Raw genomic sequence first — 16,389 nt, 5'->3', positions numbered from 1 at the left:
TACCAATGAATGCTTGTATCCCGTCAGGTAATGGCTATTCCCTCCGACAAGCGGTGTTCTCAAACCAGTTTTTTTCCATTTCGATTAATTGTTCCAGTTCTGTGGCACTAAAGCCTGCTTGTAAACGTGCCTCTGTATAGAACGGCCCTCTTAAAGGAGCAGGTAAAGCGTCACGCAAGAGTTGACGAAACGTGGCTTCTGGTTCTAAGCCGCGTTGTGCACAACAATAATGAAACCAGTGCGAGCCAATCCGCACATGCCCAATTTCATCACGCAGAATAATTTCAAGGATAGCAAGGGTTTGCGTATCCCCTGCTTCGCGTAGGCGCTGCATCATGCCGGGGGTAACATCCAGCCCCCGCGCTTCCAGCACTCTTGGAACCAGCGCCATGCGTATTAATGCATCATGCTCAGTTTTACAGGCTTGTTCCCATAAGCCGTTATGTGCAGGCAAATCGCCATACGCACACCCAACCTCCATTAAGCGCTGCTGCAACAGGCTGAAATGGTAGGCTTCTTCCGCCGCCACTTGTAACCAATCACCGTAGTAATCATCCGGTAAGTCGCGGAACCGGTATACCGCATCCAGTGCTAAATTAATGGCGTTAAATTCAATATGGGCAACAGCGTGCAATAAGGCACGTTGTCCTTCTGGCGTATTGAGCTTGCGTTGTTTGACTTGTTTGGGATGTACAAGTTCAGGCTTTGCAGGTCGCCCCGGAATTAAAATGGTTTCCACTAGGGGGGCGTTAGCATTATCACGCGACAATTCACCATTTTTCCATGCGCTATAAAGCTGTTGGGCACAGCTTAGCTTTTGGTCAACATCGGTTTGCATTAAGCAGGCATGTGCGGCGTTGTAGAGATTTTGCATGATCACTTTAGAATTTTAAGCCAAGAATAATATCCATCACATTGGTGCCGGTTGGCCCTGTATAAATCAGGTCGCCACTGGCAGCAAGGAATGTACCGGCATCTGCTGCTTGTAAACAAGCTAATGGGTCAAGTGTATTGTATTTGCCACGCATGATTGTGCCAGCATCCACCAATGCGCCGGTGTCGGGCGTGACGCCATCGGTACCATCTGTACCGGCCGCTAGCAGAAAAATAGTATCGTTGGGGCGTAAATAGAGAGCGGCAGCAAGGGCTAAGTGTTGATTGCGTCCACCATGTCCGGGGTTAAGCGGGAGCTGTACGGTGGTTTCCGCCCCCCATATATAGAGGCCGGGCGGGTTTTCTCGTAAATGCTCGATACAGCAGTGCGCGACAACTTCCGCATCACCTTCGAGAAAATCAGGCATGAGGCGAACCTGTGTCCAGCCTTGCGCTGCGTTGGTCGTGGCTGAGGCGGCAATGGCTTCTAACATTTGACGGTTGCTGGCGATAATTTCCCAGTCAAAATCGTCGTGCGGTGCAGGAAATAATAAACCGGAGCCAATCACCGTTGGGTCATCACCGGGTACGTCAGAGATGAGTAGGCAGGAGACAGGGCGTTCGCCGATATAGTGCCACAGCTTGCCACCTTTGATCAGTGATTGGGTGCGACGCATGGCGTTGATTTCGCTGATGACGGCACCATTGGCTAACATTTCCTGAGTGGTTTGTTGAAGTTTTGCCAGCGTCCAGTCGGTATTTAATACTTCGACTAAACTGGATGTGCCGCCGGAAATGAGGAATAACACGGGCTCATTTGTGGGAAGATTTTGCAGGTATGTTAGAAGTGTTGCGCCCGCCGCTAAGGATGATTCATCAGGAACGGGGTGAGCTGCTTCGATAATGCTGACATGACTGGGGTGTGAAGCGGTGACATGCCCCTGTTTGGTAATCAGCAGCGCACTGTGTAGATGTTGCTGTAAATACCGTTGTGCGCCTAATAACATTGCCTCGGCTGCTTTACCAATGGCGATGACATGACAGGGTTGCCGCTTGCCGCGTTTGTTGAGAGCCTGATAAACAACTTGTTCGCCTTGTACCGCAGCAAGCCCTGCGGCATAAATTTCTAATAGATGAGTGCGATAATCGGGCATTGGTTTGTGTGTTCTTCTTAAGTGAATAAGGCATAATCATAGCATGTCACAACAACTCCCCCCACTGAATGCCTTGCGAGCGTTTGAAGCTGTTGCCCGTCACTTGAGTTTTACCAAGGCGGCGGCAGAGCTTAATGTGACTCGCGCAGCGATTAGCCATCAGATTAAGTTTCTGGAGGATTACCTCGGCTTTGCTTTGTTGGAACGTAAAAATCGTACCATTATTCTCAGCAAGGGGGCGGAAGCTGCATTGCCTAAATTACGTCAAGGTTTTGACTGTCTCGCTGATGCGGTACACCTGATGCGCAGTGAAGCTCACAGTGAACGCATTACGGTGTGTGCTGCACCGTCGTTCGCATCTAAATGGCTCATTCCGCGCTTACACCGTTTTTCTCGCCAACACCCTGAAATTGATATGCAAATCAATAGTAATGTTGGTTTGGTGGATGCAGATCTTCAGCAAGGCGGGGGCGTGATGGATACGTTTTTCCGTCAAAATCAGGTCGATGTCGTCATTGGTTTTGGTGCAGGTCTGTATGCGGGGGATCGCGTTGAGAGGCTGTTTGCGGTATCTGCTGTACCTGTATGCAGCCCGGTTTTGGTTAATGCTGAGCATCCGCACCCGTTACGTGTGCCGGAGGATTTGGCCTTTCACACGTTGCTGCATGATGATACCAATTATGTTGGACACCCTAGATGGGAAAAGTGGCTGAAATTACAAGGAGTTACCGGTGTTAATGCTAATCGTGGGCTGCATTTTAACCATGTGTCTCTCGCTTTGGATGCTGCTGTTGACGGGCAGGGGGTGTTGCTTGGGATTAAGCTCCTTGCACAATCGGATATAGAAACGGGTAGGCTGTGTATTCCTTTCGATTTACCTATGCCGTTAGAACATGCCTACTACGTATTTCGCCCCCAGCAAATACAAGTGAACCAACACGCCAGTGATGTGTTTGTGGAGTGGTTGTTAGCAGAAGCTCAGGCACACAATGATTTGAGCGCTTAAGGTAAGTTTTCCTAACCATAAAGTTGAGAAATAGTAGCTTGTGTGTTTGGGGATAAATCCCTATCATTTGCTGCATTGCAATATGAATGATTCAGAGTCTCTCTCCTCCTCCTCCTCCTCCTCCTCCTGGCTTCTGAATCATTTGCAAGCGCCCACAGCGCACGGACATTGAGGGATTCTCTCCTCCTCCTCTCTCTCCTCGTGTTCTTGCTGTGGGCGTATTTTTCTAAGCGGCTTACTGCAAGCAAGCCAGCAATGACAGCGTAATTCGCGCCGTTGCCCCCCACAAGATTTCTCCATCGTATTCCTGAAAGTACACAATCGGTATCGGTTCGGGTACGTCGGTTAATTGCCGGTAGCGTATTTCGTGGTGTTGCGGCTGTGCCAGCCAATGCAGCGGAATGGTGAAGGCGCGGGCGACTTCTTGCGGGCTGAGTATCAGTTCATAAGGCCAAGGGACACTGGCAACGGTTGGCACAATTTGAAAGCGGCTCACGCTATGGTGCGGGCTGAGTTGCCCTAAAATCTCTACATCTTGCGGTAAAATACCGATTTCTTCGTGTGCCTCGCGCAAGGCGGTGGCGGTCAGGTCGGCATCTTCCGGGTCACGCTTGCCCCCAGCAAAAGCGACTTGCCCACTGTGATAGTCGCGCACTGACTTAGGGCGGCGAATAAACAGCAAATGCCAAGCATTATCCATGCGCACAAACGGTACTAACACCCCGGCTTCGCGACACGCATCCAACGCGACATCGTGCGTCGCTGCGCTACGTTGTTGTAAGCGTTGCATAATGTCGGTTGGGGTCAGTTGGTCAATGGCGTTCATGGTGCTGGCTGCCTTAGGCGCTGACCGAATACCCGCGCAGGCGGTGTGCAAATTGTTCCAGTGCCGCAATACCGGTTTTTTCCGCGTTGCTGATCCATTCTTGTACCGCTTCTAACCGTGCTTCTTGGCTAACCGTGGTGCGTTCCCACAATTGATGCAGGCGTTGCTGGTACAAATACACGGTTTGTAAGGCTTGGCTTTCCGCGAGTACGGTTTGGTGGCGCAATTCCGATTTCGTCACCGGTTTGATGACTTGCTGGGCAAAGTGCGAGAGGACTTGCAAGCGATTGCCGAGGACTGCGGTCACTGTGTCAAAATCCGCCGCCAGTTTGTTAGGGTTAATGCGAATGCGCGGGGCAACTTTACGCACTTTTGCCATGCCCAGTATTTCTAAAATACGAATGTAGAACCAGCCAATATCGAATTCATACCAGCGACTGGAAAGCCGTGCGGATGCGGCAAATGCATGGTGGTTGTTATGCAATTCTTCGCCGCCAATTAAAATGCCAATCGGGGAAATATTGGTGGAGGCGTCGGTAGTGTTCCAATTGCGATAACCCCAGAAGTGCGCTAAACCGTTGATAACACCCGCTGCCCAAAACGGAATCCACACCATTTGTACCGCCCAGATGAGTATGCCGGGCAAGCCAAACAGCACCAGATCAATCACCAGCATGGTGCTGACACCTAGCCAAGGGTAGGGCGCGTATACGTGGCGTTCCAGCCAGTCATCGGGGGTACCTTTGCCGTATTTTTCGAGGGTTTCCTGATTTTTGGCTTCTTGGCGGTACAGCCACGCACCTTTCCAGAGGACGGTGTTCACCCCACGGGTTTGCGGGCTGTGCGGGTCTTCGGGGGTTTCACATTTGGCGTGGTGTTTGCGGTGAATCGCCACCCATTCGCGTGTTACCATGCCGGTGGTTAGCCACAACCAGAGACGGAAAAAATGCGCGGGGATAGCCCCTAAATCCAACGCCCGATGTGCTTGGGCGCGGTGTAAAAAGATCGTGACTGCCGCGATGGTAATGTGTGTTAAGCCCAGTGCGACCAGCACCAGTTGCCAGGCGCTGAGTTCTGCGAGTAAACCCATACTATTTACCTCTCCTCTGTTGTGACAGTGGATACTCTACTACATTCGCCCTTTATTGATATAGGGTTTACCCAAGGATTCATGATGCAAGCTTTACTTATTGTGGCGCACGGCAGTCGCCGCGTGCAATCGAATGATGAAATTCGTGCCCTTGCTGCCAAAGTCGGGGAGCAGTCTGGTGCGGATTACGCTTACGTGGGCAGTGCGTTTCTGGAATTGGCAGAGCCGTCGATTCCCGATGGTATCCAGCAATGCATTGATCAAGGCGCAACGGCAATCACCATTATGCCATTTTTTCTATCAGCCGGTCGGCATGTGGTAACGGATGTGCCTGAATTGGTACAAGCGAAACAACGTGAAAACCCCCAAGTAAAGATTCGTATGGCGCCTTACTTGGGGGTATCGGGTTTAATGCCGAGCTTGATTTTGCAGTCAGCGCAAACAGCGTGTGAGTGCAATGGAGCTAACTGCACTTATCCCGCGTGCATTACGGGCTAAGGTAACTCCAGCCTTGTTCTTGCAAGGCAATAATCCGAGCAATGCCCGCTTGGGTTTCCTCGACGCCGTCAATGAGTGTGGGACGTGTGCCACTGGTTTCTTCCACGGTATCGAGGGTGTTACCACAAGCGGTGAAGGTGACGTTTTGCATCATCAAGCTTTCGACCCGCTTGAGAAACGCACTTTTGTCGGTGACTAACCAAATGCCGGGGCCATAGGCGACCACTTCCATTTCGATATTATCCATGCCGTAATGCTTTTGCAGATTGACGATATTGGCTAAGACGTGATCTTGAAAGTCTTCTTCACGCTTGTTGACCTGAATCACCAAGCGATGGGTTTCATCACCAGTGGCTTCACTTTCACTGGTTTTTTCGGTAACAGCATCGGCAGCGGTGACGGCTGAAAAAGGGACGCTCAATAAAGCAATTGCCACCATGCTGGCAGCAAAAAACGGGTTTACTCTCATGTTTTAATTTCCTCCTAACGGTTTGCCCACTATAACAAATGGCGTAATGCAGCGTTTGAGAAAACTCAAAATAGCGATGAATAGGGGGGTAAAAAATGGCGGGCGGAAAAGTAGGAGCACACTCCAGAAAATCGTGGAAGACTTCGACCTTGAACCAGTGGTTCAAGTGGGTGCGGCGAATGTTTTTCAGGCTTACCGTCGGGCGGTCATGCACACCAAATCATTACAGCCACTCCCGGGGTAAGAAATTAGGCTCAAGGATAATACCCATCTTCTCACGCGTCCCCCAGAGGTGCTCTTGTGATCATACTATTACAATTATCGGGTGAGGGGAAGAATTGACAAATGCTCAAGCTTTGTGCTTATCAAGCGTGGCATCCAAACGTTGCTGCATTTTTTGCAGGTGTTCCAGCGTTGCAGGGTCGGCTGATGGGTTGTGGTGCTGTTTGCCGTGCATTAATTCATGGGCAAGATTGAGGGCAACCATGACGGCAATGCGGTCACTGCTCAATACTTTGCCGGAATCACGGATTTTGCGCATTTCGCGATCGACGCGGCGTGAAGAAGCAATCAAGGCATCCTGTTCACCCAGCGGGCAGGCGACCATATAGTCTTTGTCGAGAATACGCACACTGACGGGTTGGATAGTTTTTTCCATGTGATTTATGCCCCGGTTGCGGTTGGCTGAGTTTTTAGGCGCTGTATCAGGGCTTCCAGTTGACTGCTGGCTTTGTCATGGCGGCTGCGTAATGCCTGACATTCCTGAGCAAGAGTTTTTTCTTGCTTTTTCAGATCAGCATTTTCAGTCGCCAATTTTTCAATGAGACCCAACAAACGTTCCATGCGTTGTTCGATGGCGTCGAGTTGAGTTTGCAGTGTCAGGTCGGGGGCTTTTGTATTCATACGCTAATGGTAGTAAAGAGTGCGAAACCACGTCAATCATCTCATAATAGTGCTTTGTCAGGGAGAAGATAATTTTGAAGAGTGAATTACCGGATTATGTAGGCGTAGAGCGGGCGTTAGGGCGTGCCAATGTGGATTTTTCGAGTGCAGAAATTCATGGCATGGCGTGCGGTTTGTTGGTGGTTGATCAGGCAACTGCACCAGAAACCTGGTTGGCGCAGGCGTTGGAAGGCAACCCGCAGGATTTTCATGTGCAAGAAGCTCGCAGCTTGTTGAAAGATTTGTTTAGCGCGACTCGCCAGCAATTAAATGATTCAGAGATGGCGTTTGAACTATTTTTGCCCGAAGATGATGCCTTGGAAACCCGCGTGGAAGCGATGCAAGATTGGTGTCAGGGCTTCAGTTTCGGGTTGGCACTGGCGGGGGTGAAAGACATGCGCACTTTGCCGGACGATTCGCGTGAATGGGCGGAAGATGTGGTGCGTATCGGCAGTTCCGGCGAGCTGGAAATGGAAGATGAAGAAGAGGGTGAAGAATCACTCGCGGAAATTATCGAGTACCTGCGCGTCGGGGTGTTGATGATGAACGAAGAACTGCAACCGATGAAAGCAGCGCCACACATTCATTGAGGAGAACACCATGCAAAAACCGATAATTCCGAAGGAAGAGTACGCCGCACGGCGGCGGCAGTTGTTGGCGCAATTGGGTAATGATGCGGTGGCAGTCGTGCCTTCTGGCGGCTTGAAAGTGCGTAACCGTGATGCGGAATACCCGTTTCGCCAAGACAGCGATTTTCATTACCTCACTGGCTTCAACGAGCCGGAGGCAGTGGCGGTATTTGTGCCGGGGCGCGATGAGGGCGAATACGTGTTGTTTTGCCGCGAAAAAAACGAATTAGCGGAACGCTGGTCAGGCACTCGTGCCGGTTTGGAGGGCGCAAAACATTGGCATGGCGCGGATGATGCACACCCGATTAGCGACTTAAACAAGCTGATGCCGGAATTGCTGATCGGGCGTGATCAAGTGCATTACGATTTGGGCGCGAACCCTGAGTTTGATTTGCACCTGATTCGTTGGGTGAATCACTTGCGTGCCAGAGCGAGGGCGGGGATACGTGCGCCGCACAGCATTGTGATGCTGGATCGGATTCTGCACGAAATGCGCCTGTTCAAATCAGCAGCGGAAGTGGCAGTCATGCGTTATGCCGCGCAAACCGCAGCACGGGCGCATACCCGTGCGATGCAACTGTGCCAGCCGGGGACATACGAGTACGAAGTCGAAGCCGAATTGCTGCACGAATTCCGGCGCATGGGGATGGAACCCGCGTATACCTCGATTGTGGGCGGCGGTAAAAATGCCTGCATTTTGCACTACATTGAAAACCGTGACGTGTTGCAAGACGGTGATTTGCTGCTGATTGATGCGGGGGCAGAACACGAATGCTACGCCAGCGATATTACCCGCACCTTTCCGGTGAATGGCAAATTTAGCCCCGCACAACGGGCCTTGTATCAGTTGGTGCTGGATGCGCAACAGGCGGCGATTGCTGTCGCGATTCCAGGCAATACGTGGGATGACCCGCACCAAGCGGCAGTGAAGGTGTTGGCGCAAGGGTTACTCGATTTGGGCATATTGAGCGGCACACTGGAAGAGGTGTTGAAAAAGCCTGAGGTGACGAATCTCGAAGAACCTGCTCCCGAAGAGCCTTACCGCCAGTTTTACATGCACAAAACCGGGCATTGGCTGGGGATGGATGTCCACGATGTGGGGGATTACAAGCACGGTGAAGAATGGCGCACCTTACAACCGGGCATGGTGTTGACGGTGGAACCGGGGCTGTATATTTCCCCCGCCGATAATGTCGATCCGCAATGGTGGAATATCGGGATTCGGATTGAGGATGACGTGCTAATCACCGCCGACGGCAACGAGGTGCTGTCGGCGGCAGTTGTCAAAGAAGTTGACGACATTGAGGCATTGATGCAGCGTTAATCCACATCAAACGGGAAGTGTGCGTGCTTACCCGCCACGCCCATCAGGTGCTCACCCAAGTTGCAGCGGTTGCGGATGAGGACATTCGCGCCGCTAGACTGACGTGTTACCTTGAATGGCAGCGCCACTTGCCCGCTGGGTAAAGTTCCATCAGGCCGCACCAGACCGTCACGGAATGCCCGCAGGGATTGGCGGTGGGTTTTGATGAAACGCTGTTTCGCCATTTTAATCGCCCGGATACCAACGGGTTCTGCGGGCGGCACGTCGCCTTCGCTGGGTTCTTCGGGGTAAATCCACAAATCCGTGTCGGTGGTGAGTTGGATGTCATTCCAGTTTTCGTCCATAACCAAGGTGCCTCCCTTGTAAATTGACACCATGCCCATGGCGATTTCGCCATCTGGGGTGATGTAGCAGGATTCGTACTGCATTTCATAGGTGTAATACAGGTAACGCTCGGTCACGGTTTTGCTGCCGGTGCCGCGTTGTTCCTTCGCCGCGTCAATGGTGCGGGTGACGGTGCTGATGCGGGGGCTGAGAATGCGTGCGCCTTCACTCATGGGAATGCGCAGGGCATCGGCGTTTTCATACACGGCTTTCATCAGTGCGGTATTGCCGGTATGGAAAGCTTCCTCGAAACTAGAGCCAATGCCGGGGGCGTTGATGTCGATTTCTTCCTGCCACATCATGCGGCGTTGGAATACTTCTTTAGCCAGTTCACGCGGGTGTGGGTCATCCGGGAACAGGCGAGCGTCGGCGTTGTACAGTACCCGTGCCAAGGTCAGCAGCGTCACGCCAGTGGGTGGGATGTCTTGCAGCGCCCGTAACATCATGCCTTTGACGCGGGTACTCGCAGAGACGATGGCCTCGAAAAAGGCGTCGAAATCACTGCGATTAGCGGATTCGGTGTAGTAGTCCTCGAACGCCGGGTCTTGTTGCTGAATCGTCATCTGGCGCATTGAACGCATTTGCGCCTGGGGTTTATGCGTGACAGGTGCATTCTCCAAGGTGGCTTTCACTGTGGGGGGCAGCGCTTCGGAAACCAGAGTGGCGAGGATTTCATAAATGGCAGCAGTCCATACTGTGGAGCGATCATGAATTTCAAATGGTGCCATGTCGTAGCTGGGGCCATTCAGGGCAGAACGCAGGAAGGGGAAGCTGACCCCCCACAAGCCGATGCCGAATTCTTCTGCCAAGCCGCTGGCAAGGCTGGGGTTCATCATATCGCCGCCGGATTCGCGGAATAATTGTTCTACTACCGGTTTGTGACTGAGCGAGGTAAACATCGCCATTAAATCGCCGACCGATTCGTGTAACGCGCCGGTATCGACTTCTTCGGAATACACATACAGGGGGCGGAAGGAATCGAGGATCGCGTGACCCAATTCATGGGACACGATGTCGTGGGATAAACATGTCCACACCGGGGCGCGGCGGAATGGGGAGGTGAACGACCCAAAATTGAGTGACGGTGACATCGGGTCGTAAAACGCATTCGCATCGCCGAAGGCATGGGGACGCAACACCAAGGGAGCGCCGTGTTTCCATTTCATTTCGCGCCCGATAGCGGCTTCTACCAGATCCAGCGAGTAAGCGGCGACGGCGAAGGTGTTGACTTGGTGGAACTGTGGGTTGTCAATGAAATTGCCTTTTCTATTGAGTGCGGCAAAGGAGAGATCGGCATTTGCCCAATCTAACCCTTGGTAAAGTGGCATGTCATACAGGTCGTTATCGCGGATGGTAAATTTGCTTGACCCCATGCCCGCGAGAAAATCGCTGTCGATGGGGAATTCGTAGTCTTGGTACAAATCAGGTAAGGATGGGTCTTGCAATAACATGCCCATAGGTTTAGTGGTCATGGTGTATTTCCTCTCGCTCTTTAGGTTGATTACGTGATTGCGGTACAAACTGGAGCTTACGTATCCACACGTAAGCCAGTAATCACTTGAACAAGGTATTTTCCGCAGCCCCTCTGCTGGGATAGGAGAGCTTATCGTGTTGCCCCTTTGCTTAGAGTATAGGCGATTTTGGGTAAGTTGGGGGTTGCTTGACAGCGTGTCTGCTTTGTTCAAGGATGACAGCATGATTTTAGCCAGTGAGCAGCACTATGTTTGATATTTTGATCGTCGGCGGCGGGATGGTAGGAACAAGTTTAGCCGTGGCACTCAAGCCCCTGAAGTTGCAGGTTGGCTTGATCGAAGCCTTTCATTTTGGAGCAGCAGAACAGCCGAGTTACGACGACCGTTCGATTGCCTTGGCGTATGGTTCCAGCCGTATCTATCAGGGTATGGGCTTGTGGAACAAGCTGCATTTCGGGGTGGAGGCCATTCAACATATACATATTTCTGACCGGGGGCATTTCGGCGCAACCCGTTTGGCAGCGACACAAGAGCACGTACCCGCGCTGGGTTATGTGGTGGAAAGTCGGGTGCTGGGTAAGCTGTTGTATGCTGAATTGGCGTCCGGTGAGATTGCACAATATGTTCCGGCAACCGTGTTTGCGGTGCAGCAGGATGCGGATGGCGTGACCGTGAGTATCGAGCGTGATGGGGTGGTGGAGTCACTGCAAACCCGCTTGTTAGTGGTGTCAGATGGGGTGAATTCCAAGGTGCGCGAGATGCTGGGCATTGCTGTGACGCGGCGTGAATACCACCAAACTGCGGTGATTGCGAATGTCACTACGGCTGACCCCCATCGCAGCACTGCTTACGAACGCTTTACGCCCAATGGCCCCTTGGCGCTGTTACCGTTGACGCAAGGGCGTTATTCACTGGTGTGGACGCATCAGGATGCGGAGGTGGCGGCTACCATGCAACTGGGTGATGTCGCCTTCCTGCGCAAGTTGCAGGCGGAGTTTGGCTATCGGCAAGGTGAATTCACCCGTGTAGGGCAACGTGCCGCTTATCCGTTGGTGTTGCAGAAATCGGTGTGCGAAGTGGCAGGGCGTGCCGTTGTGATCGGCAATGCGTCCCATGCGTTGCATCCTGTTGCGGGGCAAGGGTTGAATCTTGGGTTGCGTGATGTGGCAACGTTAGCGGATTTGCTGGCAGCAGCGGCACAAACAGGCGCAGACCCTGGTAGTGAGGCTCTGCTGAGCGCGTATGAACAGCAACGGCAAGCGGATTATGCCGCCGTGATGCAGTATACCGACACGCTGGTACGGGTGTTTTCTAATGATTTTGCGCCGTTGGGACATGCGCGGGCGGGCGGTTTGTTGGCGGTGGATCGTGTGCCAGCCTTGCGCCATTGGATTACGCGCCAAAGCATGGGCTTGAATCATCGGCAAGCGCGGTTATCGCGTGGTTTGGGGTTACACGTATGATGGAGACGGTGGTGGATGGCTTGGTCGAGCACGGCTGGATCGTGTTGCCTGATTTCTTGTCATTGGCGCAGTGCTGTGAATTGCGTGAGCAGGCACTGGTGAATCAGGCGGCAGGGGCGTTTCATGCAGCAGGTATCGGGCGCGGACACGGCTTGAATGTGAACGAGTCGATCCGTGGTGATCAGGTACTGTGGCTGGAGCAGGCGGAAACGGGCGCGTTGGCAGACTATCAGGCATTCATCGACAGCTTACGAGTGAGTTTGAATCAGGCGTTGTATTTGGGGTTGGTTGAGTTTGAGGCGCATTTTGCGGTGTATCCGCCGGGGGCGCGTTATCAGCAACATCTTGATAATTTTAGGGGAACCTCGGCGCGTATCATCAGTGCTGTGCTGTACTTGAATGAGGCGTGGGATGAGGCGGACGGCGGGCAGTTGCGTTTGTATACCGGTGAGGATACAGCGGGGGAATACGTGGATATATTCCCCCATGCGGGGCAGTTAGCATTGTTTCGCAGTGAGGTGTTCTGGCATGAGGTGCGCCCGGCAACACGGGAGCGCTTTAGCCTGACCGGTTGGCTGCGGCGACGTGCTGAGCCGCTTTAGTCGCTGTATTCATCCCACTTAAAGCGCTCATCTGCTTTGGGTTTGGCGGGTACGCGATAATTTACCTTGATGAGTTGCGGTTGTGTGGGGCGTGAGGCGGGGTAGCGCATTCCGTTGCTGGCAAGTTTACCGTAGGCATTTAATACCCGCTTGGTATAAACCGCTGTTTCTGTGATGGGAACGTTTGCGCCGTATTGATCGACTCTGCCTTCCCCGGCGTTATAAGCGGCGATGGCGTGCGGGATACTGCCGTGATAGCGGTTTAATAACCAACGTAAATAGCGTGTTCCGCCATCAATATTTTCCGCTGGATTGAAGCGGTCATTTACCCCAAAACGTCTTGCGGTTGCGGGGATCAGTTGCATGAGTCCACCCGCACCTTTATGCGATTTGGCTTCATTGCGAAAGCAACTTTCAGCCGTAATCACTGCTTTAATCAATGCGGGGCTGACACGGTATTTAATCGCTGCTTGGGTAATCTCATGATGGTAAGGGTGGGCTTTTTGTCTGAGTACATTCGGATGTTGTTGATCACATGAACCCGCGATACCCTGACTGGATATACTCAATAGCGCGACGGCAAACGTAAATTGCGTCACGATTTGGTTTTGCTTGTTTTGCACTCTGTCACCGAAATACTGTAAAAAAGGAACTAGCGGTCGATTCTAGCAAATGATTGGTGGGGCGGTTAGTCATAATTAGATTATATTTATGCTGTTTGCTTGGATAAAGAATCTCTCTTATAAACTCAACGCCACCTTTCGCGCTGACCCAAAGTCCGTTTTGCCACTCCCCAGCTTCGGAATTTCCGCTAGGCTGCGGATCGTTGCCGGAATCATCAGTGGATTCATGCCACTGTCCAATAACTTACGCTTCACCGCTGCTTCGTCATAGGTTCCCGCCATCAGCAACACAATCTTCTCGCCCTTTTTGTCATCCGGCAAATTGACCGCGACCAATTCCAGTTCTGCCTCGCCGAGGATTTGCCGTACCTGTTGCTCCACGGCTGTCAGGCTGACCATTTCCCCGCCCAGCTTCGCAAAGCGCGAATAACGGTCAACGATAGTGAGGAAGCCATCCTCATCCACATGCCCCTTGTCGCCGGTTTTGTACCAGCGTTGCCCGTCGATTTCAGCAATCGCTTGCGCAGTTTTTTCGGGCGCATCCAGATAGCCTTTCATGACTTGGGGGCCACCGATGAGGATTAAACCATCCGCGCCTGTCGGCAAGGTTTCCAGCGTATCGGGGTCAACAATGCGGAAACTCGTTCCCGGTAAAGGCAAACCGACTGTGCCTTCACGGTTTGCCGCTTGCACCTTCCAATAGCGCGTATCGAGCTGATCGGGCAAATTTACGCTGGCAACGGGTGAGGTTTCGGTTGCGCCATAACCTTCCAGCAATTTCTTGCCGAAACGGTCGAGGAACAGGCGACGCACTTCCGGCGCAAGTTTTTCTGCACCCGCCACCACATAGCGCAACGACTGGAACATCAGCGGATGCACGCGGGAATTTTTCGCATACAAACGCAAAAACGTCCCCGTTCCAAACAGCAAAGTCGCTTCGTAACGCGCCACACCCTTAGCGATATTCACCGCATCGGTCGGGTCGGGGTGGCACACAATCGGAATGCCCTCCGATAACGGCATGAGCGTACTCGCCAGCAAGCCGAAGGCGTGGAAGGTCGGCAATGTCCCCATGATCACGTCGTTATCCAGCGTATTCAGCGCATCCGCCACCTGCCGCGCATTCACTGCAAGGTTACGGTGCGACAGTTCAATGCCTTTAGGCGCACCTTCGCTGCCACTGGAAAACAGGATCGCTGCGGTTGCATCCAAGTCGATTTTCGGAATGTACAGCCATTGCAGTACGCGGGTCGGCAACAGCATTACCAGCAGTAAGGTGGTGAGGAGTTGGTGTTTGGGGATTTCCGCCTTCAGATCTTCCAAAAACGTCAATGGGGTATTGGGCAGGATAGCGGCAATATCAATCCCGCGTTCTTTCAGTTTGTCGAGGAAACGCTTAGAGGTGTAAACCCGTGCTAAACCCGCTTGTTGCACGGCGCTCTGCATCGCCTCGCTGCTGGCAGTGTAGTTCAGATTCACAATGGTCTTACCCAGCGTCAGCACCGCCATATTGGCAATTGCACCGCCCGCGCTGGTGGGTAACAGCAAACCGATATTCTGTTCGGGGCTAAGTTTTTTGATCAGCGCCGCGAAGCGAAATACCGCCGTCATAAAGCGGTGATGGCTCAAGGGTTCGCCGATCACATCCGCCGCCGCCATGCGGAAGCTCATGCGTTTTGCCGCCCGTAACCAGTTGACTGGAATCGGGTCGATCAGGTGTGAATACGCTTCCCACGACGCAAACGACAAATCAAACACCTTCTGTTTCAACTCGTGCGCAGGAATGCTTTCCGGCAAGGCTTTGCCAAATGACACCACGATGTCACGCTTAAACCCTGACTGACGGTTTTCGCGCAAAAAGCCACTGGAACGTGAAAAGCGGCTGCCCCACAAGCCGTGCAGGTAAAACGGCACAATCACCGCACCTGTGCCTTTCACCGCTTTTTCGTAGCCGCGCTTGAATTCGGACAACTGCCCGGTACGGCTAATCGTGCCTTCGGGGAACAAACACACCACTTCACCCGCTTTCAGCATCTCGGTGACTTTTTCCAGTGAATCCGCACTCGCCCCGCTGCTGATCGGGATTACCCCAAACCAGTTGAGGAAACCTTTCAGATACCAACGTTCGTAATAGCCTTTTTCGATCACAAAATGCAGTTGACGCGGGGATGCCATTTGTACCAATGCCCAGTCGATGAAGCTGATGTGATTGCCCAGCAATAATACGCCACCAGTGGCAGGCAGGTGTTCAAAGCCCAATACTTTCAAGCGGTAACGCGCCCTAAACAGGCGGCTGAAGACAAAACGCAGCAAGGATTGCGGCATGTGATACAGCGTATACAGCGCCCCCGCCACCGTGGTTGCGGTTAACACCGTCATTAACAGCGGATTAGTGACACCTTGCCATGCGAGTAACGCGGTAATGCCCACAAACGTCAGCATGACCGCGCTTTGGGTTACATGGTCAAGCGGAATGGTTTTAGGCAGTTGTTCCGAGGGGACGTGATAACGCAACAGCGCGTGCAAGGGGCTAACAAAGAATCCCCCCATTACCCCTAAAAACAGTAATAGAGCCATTTGCAGCAAGAGCGTTGAGGGAAGGCCGAGCACGATAATGCTGCCCATAATACCCAGCGCACCGACGGGAATTAACCCGGTTTCAATATGCGTGGTCGACATACGCTGTGCAATCAGCATTCCAATCAGTAAACCCACTGCTGTGAGGGCGTGTAGCGCCCAATGCACCGGATAAATGGCAAGTAATACCAGCAATATCCCCCAGAATACCGCTTTACCCATGATTGTGAGCCACAGATCAGGGTGGTGACGTACTGCTTGCCAATCGTGTCGGTTGCAAGCAGCCTGCCGGTATTGCACGACACTCAACAAGATTAAGGGCAGCATACTGATTAACGTCGCCACGGGTTTGCTCATCCACTGTTGTAGGATGGGGACGGCAATGAGCGCTGTCAGAAAAACCCGTAATCCGTGGATGCGTGTGGCTGGCAACATCGGCTTCCTCCTCATGAATCAT

General features: G+C 52.6%; 16 protein-coding genes and 1 other RNA gene. 6 read left to right on the top strand and 11 right to left on the bottom strand.

The genetic code is table 11. From position 1 onward, the window contains the following. Positions 1-34 precede the first annotated feature (34 nt). Positions 35-874, bottom strand: a complete 840-nt coding sequence (locus QJT81_17375) for a ferritin-like domain-containing protein (GenBank protein ID WGZ93548.1) — start codon at positions 872-874, stop codon at positions 35-37. A 7-nt stretch (positions 875-881) separates the two neighbouring features. After that, entirely contained in the window at positions 882-2,027 is a 1,146-nt protein-coding gene (locus QJT81_17370; GenBank protein ID WGZ93547.1) for a DUF4147 domain-containing protein, read from the bottom strand. Positions 2,028-2,070: 43 nt separating this feature from the next. Here QJT81_17370 and gcvA point away from each other — a divergent pair, with 43 nt between their 5' ends. Next, positions 2,071-3,033, top strand: a complete 963-nt coding sequence (gene gcvA / locus QJT81_17365; protein ID WGZ93546.1) for a transcriptional regulator GcvA — start codon at positions 2,071-2,073, stop codon at positions 3,031-3,033. A 235-nt stretch (positions 3,034-3,268) separates the two neighbouring features. Here gcvA and QJT81_17360 read toward each other — a convergent pair whose 3' ends face one another. Together QJT81_17360 and QJT81_17355 are read right to left on the bottom strand one after the other, a co-directional pair. Next, positions 3,269-3,859, bottom strand: a complete 591-nt coding sequence (locus QJT81_17360) for a CoA pyrophosphatase (protein WGZ93545.1) — start codon at positions 3,857-3,859, stop codon at positions 3,269-3,271. A gap of 13 nt (positions 3,860-3,872) precedes the next feature. Next, the gene (locus QJT81_17355) at positions 3,873-4,949 is read right to left on the bottom strand and encodes a fatty acid desaturase (protein ID WGZ93544.1); all 1,077 of its coding nucleotides are present in this window, start codon (positions 4,947-4,949) and stop codon (positions 3,873-3,875) included. Between the two features lie 84 nt (positions 4,950-5,033). On the opposite strand from QJT81_17355, the gene QJT81_17350 reads away from it, so the two are divergent. Further along, a complete protein-coding gene (locus QJT81_17350) occupies positions 5,034-5,447 on the top strand; it encodes a CbiX/SirB N-terminal domain-containing protein (protein WGZ93543.1) in 414 nt (137 codons plus the stop codon). Here QJT81_17350 and QJT81_17345 read toward each other — a convergent pair. The 4 genes from QJT81_17345 to QJT81_17330 form a co-directional block, all read right to left on the bottom strand. After that, positions 5,437-5,916, bottom strand: a complete 480-nt coding sequence (locus QJT81_17345) for a DsrE family protein (GenBank protein WGZ93542.1) — start codon at positions 5,914-5,916, stop codon at positions 5,437-5,439. The genes QJT81_17350 and QJT81_17345 overlap by 11 nt on opposite strands. Before the next feature lie 117 nt (positions 5,917-6,033). Continuing rightward, positions 6,034-6,212, bottom strand: a non-coding RNA gene (gene ssrS, locus QJT81_17340) — 6S RNA. A 53-nt stretch (positions 6,213-6,265) separates the two neighbouring features. Beyond that, a complete protein-coding gene (locus QJT81_17335; GenBank protein ID WGZ93541.1) occupies positions 6,266-6,574 on the bottom strand; it encodes a cell division protein ZapA in 309 nt (102 codons plus the stop codon). Between the two features lie 5 nt (positions 6,575-6,579). Next, positions 6,580-6,819, bottom strand: coding sequence for a hypothetical protein (locus QJT81_17330; protein ID WGZ93540.1), 240 nt, complete (start codon positions 6,817-6,819; stop codon positions 6,580-6,582). 74 nt (positions 6,820-6,893) lie between these two features. Between QJT81_17330 and QJT81_17325 the strand changes: the two genes are divergently transcribed. After that, entirely contained in the window at positions 6,894-7,448 is a 555-nt protein-coding gene (locus tag QJT81_17325; GenBank protein WGZ93539.1) for a UPF0149 family protein, read from the top strand. 10 nt (positions 7,449-7,458) lie between these two features. After that, a complete protein-coding gene (gene pepP / locus QJT81_17320) occupies positions 7,459-8,811 on the top strand; it encodes a Xaa-Pro aminopeptidase (GenBank protein WGZ93538.1) in 1,353 nt (450 codons plus the stop codon). Here the strand turns inward: pepP and QJT81_17315 are convergent. Further along, positions 8,808-10,667, bottom strand: a complete 1,860-nt coding sequence (locus QJT81_17315) for a hypothetical protein (protein WGZ93537.1) — start codon at positions 10,665-10,667, stop codon at positions 8,808-8,810. The two genes, pepP and QJT81_17315, sit on opposite strands and share 4 nt — an antisense overlap. A gap of 248 nt (positions 10,668-10,915) precedes the next feature. Here QJT81_17315 and ubiH point away from each other — a divergent pair, with 248 nt between their 5' ends. Continuing rightward, positions 10,916-12,130, top strand: a complete 1,215-nt coding sequence (gene ubiH / locus QJT81_17310) for a 2-octaprenyl-6-methoxyphenyl hydroxylase (protein ID WGZ93536.1) — start codon at positions 10,916-10,918, stop codon at positions 12,128-12,130. Continuing rightward, positions 12,127-12,732 (top strand): 2OG-Fe(II) oxygenase, encoded by a 606-nt coding sequence (locus QJT81_17305; protein ID WGZ93535.1) that lies wholly within the window; start codon positions 12,127-12,129, stop codon positions 12,730-12,732. Before ubiH ends, QJT81_17305 begins: the two co-directional genes overlap by 4 nt. Here the strand turns inward: QJT81_17305 and QJT81_17300 are convergent. Together QJT81_17300 and QJT81_17295 are read right to left on the bottom strand one after the other, a co-directional pair. Then, positions 12,729-13,355, bottom strand: coding sequence for a lytic transglycosylase domain-containing protein (locus tag QJT81_17300; GenBank protein WGZ93534.1), 627 nt, complete (start codon positions 13,353-13,355; stop codon positions 12,729-12,731). The two genes, QJT81_17305 and QJT81_17300, sit on opposite strands and share 4 nt — an antisense overlap. Positions 13,356-13,472: 117 nt before the next feature. Beyond that, positions 13,473-16,367: an AMP-binding protein gene (locus QJT81_17295; GenBank protein ID WGZ93533.1), complete on the bottom strand. Its 2,895-nt coding sequence runs from the start codon at positions 16,365-16,367 to the stop codon at positions 13,473-13,475. Between the last annotated feature and the right edge of the window lie 22 nt (positions 16,368-16,389).

Source organism: Candidatus Thiothrix putei (assembly GCA_029972225.1).
In the GTDB taxonomy this organism is placed as follows: Bacteria; Pseudomonadota; Gammaproteobacteria; order Thiotrichales; family Thiotrichaceae; genus Thiothrix; species Thiothrix putei.
The sequence above is the reverse complement of the archived record's forward strand: the minus strand, read 5'-3'. Positions and strand labels throughout refer to the sequence as shown.